Annotated in this window: 5 protein-coding genes and 1 pseudogene; 5 read left to right on the top strand and 1 reads right to left on the bottom strand. The window is 71.3% G+C overall.

Annotation, left to right across the window (positions count from 1 at the left end):
* Positions 1-78 precede the first annotated feature (78 nt).
* Positions 79-1,100, bottom strand: a pseudogene (locus ACFWVE_RS34220) (helicase).
* A gap of 240 nt (positions 1,101-1,340) precedes the next feature.
* Between ACFWVE_RS34220 and ACFWVE_RS34215 the strand changes: the two are divergent.
* From ACFWVE_RS34215 to ACFWVE_RS34195, 5 genes are all read left to right on the top strand, one after another.
* Positions 1,341-1,802, top strand: a complete 462-nt coding sequence (locus ACFWVE_RS34215) for an RNaseH domain-containing protein (protein ID WP_384022917.1) — start codon at positions 1,341-1,343, stop codon at positions 1,800-1,802.
* A gap of 117 nt (positions 1,803-1,919) precedes the next feature.
* Positions 1,920-2,651 (top strand): hypothetical protein, encoded by a 732-nt coding sequence (locus ACFWVE_RS34210; protein WP_384022914.1) that lies wholly within the window; start codon positions 1,920-1,922, stop codon positions 2,649-2,651.
* Positions 2,652-3,435: 784 nt separating this feature from the next.
* Positions 3,436-4,083, top strand: coding sequence for a GNAT family N-acetyltransferase (locus ACFWVE_RS34205; protein WP_384022911.1), 648 nt, complete (start codon positions 3,436-3,438; stop codon positions 4,081-4,083).
* A gap of 497 nt (positions 4,084-4,580) precedes the next feature.
* Positions 4,581-5,417, top strand: a complete 837-nt coding sequence (locus tag ACFWVE_RS34200; RefSeq protein WP_384022908.1) for an ABC transporter ATP-binding protein — start codon at positions 4,581-4,583, stop codon at positions 5,415-5,417.
* A 3-nt stretch (positions 5,418-5,420) separates the two neighbouring features.
* A complete protein-coding gene (locus ACFWVE_RS34195) occupies positions 5,421-7,958 on the top strand; it encodes an FtsX-like permease family protein (RefSeq protein ID WP_384022905.1) in 2,538 nt (845 codons plus the stop codon).
* The last annotated feature ends 168 nt before the right edge of the window (positions 7,959-8,126 follow it).

Below are 8,126 nucleotides of genomic sequence, written 5' to 3'. Positions count from 1 at the left end.
TGCGCTGCGTTCACCCCTGCCCGAACCGGGACGTCCACTCCACCACCGGACCAACCCGATGTTCCGGACGAAGTGCAATCATGCAACGGACCCTGCCCTGTGCTCTCCCCGCTCCAGCCACCCCATGGCCACCTGATGCGCCCGCCACCCGTCCGGGAATTTCGGCGGCACGTCGAGGTACACAGGGTTGTTCCGCGGATGCCGGTCCAGGAGGTCGCGGATGCCGGTGCGGGCCACCATGGTGCAGGCGAAGCGGTGCCGGGACAGCAGGACGCACGGGCGGCCCGTCTCCAGGTGGAAGGCGGAGGCGTCCTGGCGGCCGGAGAGCGGGTGCCAGACGAGGGTGACGTCGAACTCGCGGCCCTGGAGGCGGTTGGCGGTGTCCACGGTGATGCCGCGGGCGGCGAGGCGGGAGCGGACGGCGTCCGCCTGCACGGTGCGTGCCGCGCCGATCGCGATGCGCGACGCGGTCAGAAGCTCCCCATTGACCAGCGCGCCGCGTTCCAGGAGCCGGGCCGCCGTCGCCGCGAGGGCCTCGGCCACCTCCGGGTCCTGGTCGAGGGGTGGCGGGCGGGGAGTTCCAGGTGGCCCCAGCCGGAGTCGGCGGCCCGGGCGAGGACGTCGTCCAGCGGGCCGGGGCCGTGGGGCAGGCCGGCGTACGACAGCACGCGTTCCGGTGCCGTCGTGCCGGGGACGAACCGGTAGAAGGCCTGCTACGCCTCGTCGACGATGGCCCACCGCCACGGCGCGCACTTGTCCGGGCTGACGAACGACCACTTCTTCGCGGTGGAGACCACGACGGGCAGGTCGCGCAGGTCTGTCACCTGGGTGCTTCCGGTGACGTTGGGGTGGCGGGTGACACGGGGCGGGAGGATGTGGCCGTCGGCGTGGAGGCGGCCGAGCGCCAGGCCGGGGTGTTCCCGCGCGATGCGGTCCACGAGGTCGTCGACCTGCTCGTTGGTCTGCGCGACGACCATGAGCTGGTGACCCGCGGACGTCAGGTGCTCGGTGGCCCGCATCACCAGCGTGGACTTCCCGGCCCCTGGAGGCGAGTCCACGACGACGCCCCGGCCGGATGCCGTGTCGAGACTGGTCAGGATCCCGGCGACCGCCCGGTCCGCGCGTTCGCCGGGAGCGAGGGCTTCGGGCTCCCCGGTGCCGGGGAGGAGGACGGGACAGGCCCAGCCTCGACGGAGGCCCCGCTCAGCGGATCGGCCTGTACGGCAAGCAACTTCGTGTCGTCCGGATCGCCGACGGAAGCCGGGACGAGACAGCGCAGTGCTGGGCCGAAAGGGAGGAACTCTCCCGAGCTGGAGGGCAAGCAGCACGGGGGAATCGCGATGGGGCTGTGGCGATCCCGGGCCCAGGGTGACTCCGACCGTGTCTTCTACAGCACGACCGGCAAGTCCGGCAGTCAGTCGAAGTTCACCAACGACGACGCCAAGCTGACTCCGCACACAAACGCCTCGGGCAACAACGCCTATCGACCGACGGTGAACGCCTGGAACCCGGACCTCCTCGAATTGACCGTTGCGTGCCTTCGCCCTGGTGACGACGCCGAGGCATGGGCCGCATTCGTCCACCAGCAGCGTTTCAGCGAGGACCACCGCGACGGTCGCGACGGGCTGGCTCTGCCTATGATCCTGCATCTTGCGCGACTCGCTGACGACTACGCTCTGCCTCACGAGATCGAGGACGCCCTGGAGCCGACGGATCCCTCAGCCACTGCTGTGACGGACCACGGTGTGTCGGGTCAGCTGGCTTTCGACTTCGACCTCGATGACGGGGAACACGATGAGTGACTTACATGCTTGAGGCCGACGGGTGCAGCCCTCCACTCGCCTCTCGCGTCACGCAGAAAATGGTGTGCGGTGATCCACCCCCTGTGACAGGGTTCCTGGTGTTCTCAGGGGGATCACATGACCAGGCTGAACCAGATCATCGCCGTCGAAAAAGGCGTCAAGAGCAAGGCCGTCCAGGACGTCAACGGGGCGCACCAGAAGGTGCAGAAGCCGGCGCTGCTCGCCGGGATCTCGCGTACGTACCAGCCCAAGGACGAGGAGGGCGAGCAGTTGCCGCCCGAGTCCACGCGGGTGCAGGTGCAGGGTGAGGACGTGCTGCGGGAGATGGCGGCCTCGCTGACCCGGCTGTTCGACGTGACGGCGACCAAGGACTGGGCGAACTGCACGGCCCGCGCGGACGTCACCGTCGAGGGGCGGACCGTCCTCGCCGAAGTCCCGGTCGGCTACCTCCTCTTCCTGGAGAAGCAGCTCACCGAACTGCACACCTTCGTCAGGAAGCTTCCCACGCTCGACGCCGCCGAGTCCTGGTCCCACGACCCCTCCACGGACTGGTGGAAGACGGACCCGGTCCGCACGATCCGTACCAAGAAGGTCCCCCGCAACCACGTCAAGGCCGAGGCGACCGAGAAGCACCCGGCGCAGGTCGAGGTGTATTACGAGGACGTGCCCATCGGGTACTGGACGACCGTGAAGTTCTCCGGGGCGCTTCCGGCGCGGCGGGTGAACGAGCTGGTGGAGCGGGTCGAGAAGCTCCAGCAGGCGGTCAAGTTCGCCCGCGAGGAGGCCAACGCCACCGAGGTCACCGACCAGCGGGCCGGCGACGCGGTGTTCGGCTACCTGTTCGGCTGACGCCGGGCCTGTGTAGCCTCCATGATCGCCCCCGCGTGCGAGCGCGGGGGTGCGCGATGGCGCGGGCCGGACTTGAGGACCGGTTCGCGCGACGAGCGCAAGCTGAAACTGACGTTCAGCCTGAAGAAGCGGCTCTCCGACGCGAAGGCGTGGAGGCCGCGGTCAATCTCAGACTCTCGCTCCAGTCTCAGCATCGCCGCCGATCGCCGGAACGACCGAGGAAGGACGACTGCCGTCGGATGCGAGTTCAATTCTCGCCTGCACCTCTTGCCCGGTGCGGTAGTTCAAAGGCAGAACACGACGGCCTGATGACTGATCCTCCCTCTTAAACGCGCCGGCGTGCGCACTCAGGTGGCATCCCCAGGGGCCCGGGAGCTGGATACGACTCCCGGGCCCCGTCACGTCCGGGGCCGGGGCGGAGCCGAACCCTGCCTGACCGGCGAACAGGCCTTCACCGTTCTGCGCTTTCACCCTGGCCCGGCTCGCCGGCCAGGTCTCCTCACGCCGGACACGGACTGCTTCCGTGCCCTGCTCGACGGCCCGCTTGTCCGGACGCCGGAAGGCCGGCCCTCAGCGCTTGAGGTACGTGCCCACCCCGAGTCCGGCCCTCTACGGCACAGCCGAGGCAATGACCCGGTACCGGATGCACCCACGGATCACCCACCGAGGCCCCTGGCTGGAGAAACCGACCGAGGACCGAACTCAAACGGCCCCGCAGATCGGTTCGCGTCTCCCAACGCGTAATGTGCCTTAACCGTTGGCACCTATTACCCGTGGAGGGCATATGGATACCGGGATCGTGCGGGCCTGGGTCGAAGGCTGGGCCACTTCGCGCGGGGCCGCCCCTCCAGTGGAAGAGCCCTGGGGATTCACAGTCGACGTCGGACTCCCCAGGCAGGTAACCCGACACGTCTTACCCGACGCCGACGAGACGCTCATCCGCAGGCTCATGGAGACGACCACAGCGTCTGGCACCTGGCTCAAGGTACTCGCAGCCCCGGAGACCGTGTCCCCCTGGCTCGCACCCGCATGGACTTTTGACGCCCCCGGCTTCCTGATGTCGACCACCCTGCACCCCTCCGCGACGCACCTCCCCGCCGGCTACCAACTGCGCACCTGGAGCCGAGGTGATGTCACCCGCGCCCTCATCCGCGACATGGACGGGGCCTATGCCGCCCACGGCCAGGTCGCCGGCCCTTCCCGCGCCGGCTCCGTCGTGTTCGACCAGATAGAGACCGCGCCTGCTCACCGTCGCCAAGGCCTGGGACGGACAGTCATGCACACCTTGGCCAACGCGGCGATCACGGCGGGCGCCCGGACCGGGGTGCTCGCCGCAACGATTGAGGGGCAGGGCCTTTACAAGTCGCTTGGCTGGGTCGCACACGCACCACTCACCGGCGTCTTCCTCGCGTCATCCGACGCCGGGCGATGAACGACAGGCCAAGGCCTCGCCGGTTGTCAAGGTGCTGTTTTCGGGGTTGGGGCTCGTCGATGTCGTATGCGCATCCCGGCTGAGACTCGTGACCGGCTTGCTGTGAAGGCGGCGCCGGGACGGCGGAGACGGGTCTGTGGAGAGTCGCGGGGCTGTCTGCGGATCCGGTGTGGTGGCCCTGTCGGATTCCTCGCCGTGGGGCGTCGGCCTGTTCGGCACACAGGTATGAGATTCCTGCACTTCCGTCATGGCGCTCCCGGGTTTGTTCCCGGGCCTGCGCTTCACGGAGGGACGGTCCATGAGATCAAGCTCACGCGCAGGTCCGATGACGCCGGTTTCAGGCCTTCCGTCTCCCGGGCCGCCTTGTGGAAGGGGGTCCGGTCCGGTGGTAGTGCCTGCGCCACCACCGGGCGGGTCACTGGCGGGATGGGTTGGCGCGGGCGTGGGTTCTAGCGTCGGGGTGTTCCGCTTCACGCTCGCCCGGAAGGCGTTTCACCATGTCAGTGACCTCGGCCGACTTCGCCGTCAGCCTCGACCGTGTACGGAAGACGTACGGCGGTGATCAGCCGGTGGTGGCGTTGGACGACGTCGACGTCCGCTTCGCCCGGGGCACGGCGACCGCGGTGATGGGGCCGTCCGGCTCCGGGAAGAGCACGCTGCTGCACTGCGCGGCCGGGCTGGACCGGCCCGACGCGGGGACGGTCCGGATCGGGGCCACCGATCTCGCGTCGATGTCGGAGAAGCGGCTGACCGAACTGCGCCGCAGCCGGATCGGCTTCGTGTTCCAGGCGTTCAACCTCGTCGGCGCCCTGACCGTGGAGCAGAACATCCTGCTGCCCTCGCGGCTGTCCGGGCAGCGGCCGGACCCGGCGTGGGTCGCCGAGGTCGTCACCCGGGTCGGCCTCGGCGACCGGCTGCGGCACCGGCCCTCGCAGCTGTCCGGCGGCCAGCAGCAGCGGGTCGCGATCGCGCGGGCCCTGGTCACCCGCCCCGAGGTGATCTTCTGCGACGAGCCCACCGGCGCCCTCGACACCCGCACCGCGGCCGAAGTCCTGTCGCTGCTGCGGTCGGTGGTCGACCGGACCGGGCAGACCGTCGTCATGGTGACCCACGACCCGGTCGCCGCGTCCTACGCGGACCGGGTCGTCGTTCTCGCCGACGGGCGGATCGTGCGGGACATGCCGCAGCCCGGTGCCGAGCGGATCGCCGAGCAACTGGCCCACCTCGGCCGCCCCCAGTCCGCCGCGTCGTCCGTCGTGCCGTCTGCCGAGCCGTTCGCCGCGCAGGCCTTCGCACAGGCCGCCGCCCGGCCCGCCGTGCGCCGGGAGGGCTGAACCGTGCTCACTCTGGCCGCGCAGATGCTGCGCCACCGCAAGGGAAGCTTCGTGGCGACGTTCGTCGCCCTCGCCGCCGGCGTCGCCGTCCTCATGGCGTGCGCGCTGCTCGTGGAGTCCGGCCGGCGCTACCACGGACAGCCGCAGCGGTACGCGGGGACGGTCGCCGTCGTCGCCGACCGGGACCTGACCGTCTCCGCCGAGATGTTCGGCGAGACCGAGTACACCACCGTCACGCTGCCCGAACGCGGTAGCGTGCCCGCGTCGTTGGCCGACAGGCTCGCCGCCGTCCCCGGCGTGGACCGAGCCGTCGGCGACCGCTTTCTCGCCGTCACCGCCGCGAGCGCCCCAAACGTGCCGGCCACCGGCCACGGCTGGACGAGCGCAGCCCTCGCCCCGTACCGGACGGTCGACGGAAACCCGCCCCGCTCCGACGGGGAGATCGCCGTCGACGCCCGCCTCCTCGCCGGCACCGGGCTCGGCCCCGGCGACTCCACGGAGATCATCACCGGGGGAGCGAGCCGTACGTACCGGATCAGCGGGGTCGTGGAGACGGAGGGCGATCCCGACGCCACGGGCAGCGCGGCGCTCTTCTTCACCGACGCGCACGCCGCCCGCCTCGACCCGCACCCCGAACGCTTCGACGCCGTCGGCATCCTCGCCGCCCCCGGCGCCGACCGCGACGCCCTCCTCGCCGGCGTCCGCGAGGTGACCGCCGAGGCCGGGGCGACGACCTACACCGGCGACGACCGGGGCCTGGCCGAACAGCCCGAGGCCAGGGCCGCGCGGGACTTCACCCTGCAGGCCGGCGGCGCCTTCGGCGGCTACGCCGCGATGATCATCGGCTTCGTCGTCGCCGGCACCGTCGGCCTCTCCGTACGGCACCGCCGCCGCGACCTCGCCCTGCTCCGCGCCGTCGCCGCGACCCCCGGCCAGGTACGGCGGATGATCCTCGGCGAGGTCGGTCTGCTCTCGATCCTCGCTGCCGTGGTCGGCGTCCCCCTCGGGCTCGTCGCCACCGGACGGATCCGCGACGAACTCGTCGCCCGCGCCTTCGCCCCCGACGGCTTCACCGTGCAGGGCGGCCTGCTGTCCGGCGCGGCGGTCGCCGTCGCCGTCGCCGCCGTGGCGCTGACCTCCGCCTGGATCGCCGCGCTGCGCACCACCCGCATCCGGCCCACCGAAGCGCTCGGCGAGGCCGCCGTCGAAACCGGCCCCGGCAGCAGGGCACGGGCGGTCACCGGCCTGGTGCTCCTCGCCGGGGCCGTGTCCCTGATCGGCTTCACCGGCGCCACCGACGGACAGGCCGCCCTCACCGCAGCGGTCGGCATGCTCTACACGTTCGTCCTGGCCATCGCCCTGCTGGCCCCCTGGATCAACCAGGCCGCCGCCCGGCTCCTCGGCCCCGTACTGCGGGTCGTCTGGGGCAACAGCGGCTACCTCGCCGCCGCGAACCTGCGCGCCAACGCCCGGGGCATGGTCGCCGTCCTCACCGCATTGGTGCTCTCCGTCGGTTTCGGTGGCTCCGTCTGGTTCCTCCAGGACAACCTCCAGCGCCAGACCGTCGTCCAGAGCCGCGACGGCACCCTCGCCCAGCACGCGCTCGTCGCCGGCACCGGCCTGCCCGCGTCCGCCACCGCAAAGGCCCGCCGCATCCCCGGCGTGGTCGCCGCGACGGGCGTGCGCCGTACCTCGGTCGTCGTGCCGAACGACCTGGGAGCCCAGGCCGTCGTCGCCCAGGGCATCGACCCGCGGGGCGCCGAACGCACCCTGGACCTGAAGGTACGGTCGGGCAGCCTCGCCGGCCTCGCGCAGGGCACCGTCGCGGTGTCCACCACCCAGGCGGACGCGGCCGGCTGGGAACTCGGCACCGAGGCCCGGCTGTGGCTCGGCGACGGCACCCCCGTCACCCTGAAGGTCGTCGCCCTGTACGAGCGCGGCTGGGGCTTCGGCGACGTCACCCTCCACACCCGGACCCTCACCGGGCACACCGTCACCGGACTCGACGACCAGGTCCTCGTCCGCACCGCCCCGCACGCCGGCGCCGACACCCACGAGGCCCTGGCCGGCCTCGCCGGCCGCCACCCGGCCACCTCCGTCGTCGCCACCGACACCCTCACCGGCGAACTCGCCCAGGACCTGGCCATCGGCGGCTGGCTCAACAAGCTGCTCATCGCCGTTCTGGTCGGCTACGCGGCGCTCGCCGCCGCCAACACCCTGATCATGGCGGCCCTCGCCCGGACCAGGGAACTCTCCCTGCTGCGCCTGGTCGGCGTCACCCGCGGCCAGGTCAAGCGGATGGTCCACGCCGAGCAGGCCGGCCTGCTCGGCGTGGCGCTCCTCATCGGCGGGACGATCGCCGCCGTCACCCTCACCTCGGTCGTCAACGCCGTCGCCGGACAGCGCATCCCGTACGTCCCGGCCGGCGGCTGGATCGCCGTCGTCGGCGGCACCGTCGCGCTCGCGCTGATCGCCACGATGCTGCCCGTCGGCCGGCTCCTGCGCACCCCGCCGGTCCAGGGCATCGGCATCCGCGAGTGAGGACGAAGACGGAGGGGACGGCAGGCACGGCAGGTTGAGCCGGAACCCGGGATGGGGCCCCCGCGCCCCGGCGCCGCGGGGCAGACCACGGGGGGGCTGTTATAGAAAAATAAGAGCCCACCACACCAAAAAGGATCAAGTGTTTCCGAGTGAGGGTGTTATGAGGGG

This window comes from Streptomyces sp. NPDC058632 (assembly GCF_042717095.1).
Taxonomy (GTDB): Bacteria; Actinomycetota; Actinomycetes; order Streptomycetales; family Streptomycetaceae; genus Streptomyces.
This window is presented reverse-complemented; position numbering and strand designations above follow the sequence as displayed.

Bases quoted from the DNA above. Each gene is read 5' to 3' on its own strand.
- ACFWVE_RS34215 (WP_384022917.1), top strand. From the start codon at position 1,341: ATGGGGCTGTGGCGATCCCGGGCCCAGGGTGACTCCGACCGTGTCTTC.
- ACFWVE_RS34210 (WP_384022914.1), top strand. From the start codon at position 1,920: ATGACCAGGCTGAACCAGATCATCGCCGTCGAAAAAGGCGTCAAGAGC.
- ACFWVE_RS34205 (WP_384022911.1), top strand. From the start codon at position 3,436: ATGGATACCGGGATCGTGCGGGCCTGGGTCGAAGGCTGGGCCACTTCG.
- ACFWVE_RS34200 (WP_384022908.1), top strand. From the start codon at position 4,581: ATGTCAGTGACCTCGGCCGACTTCGCCGTCAGCCTCGACCGTGTACGG.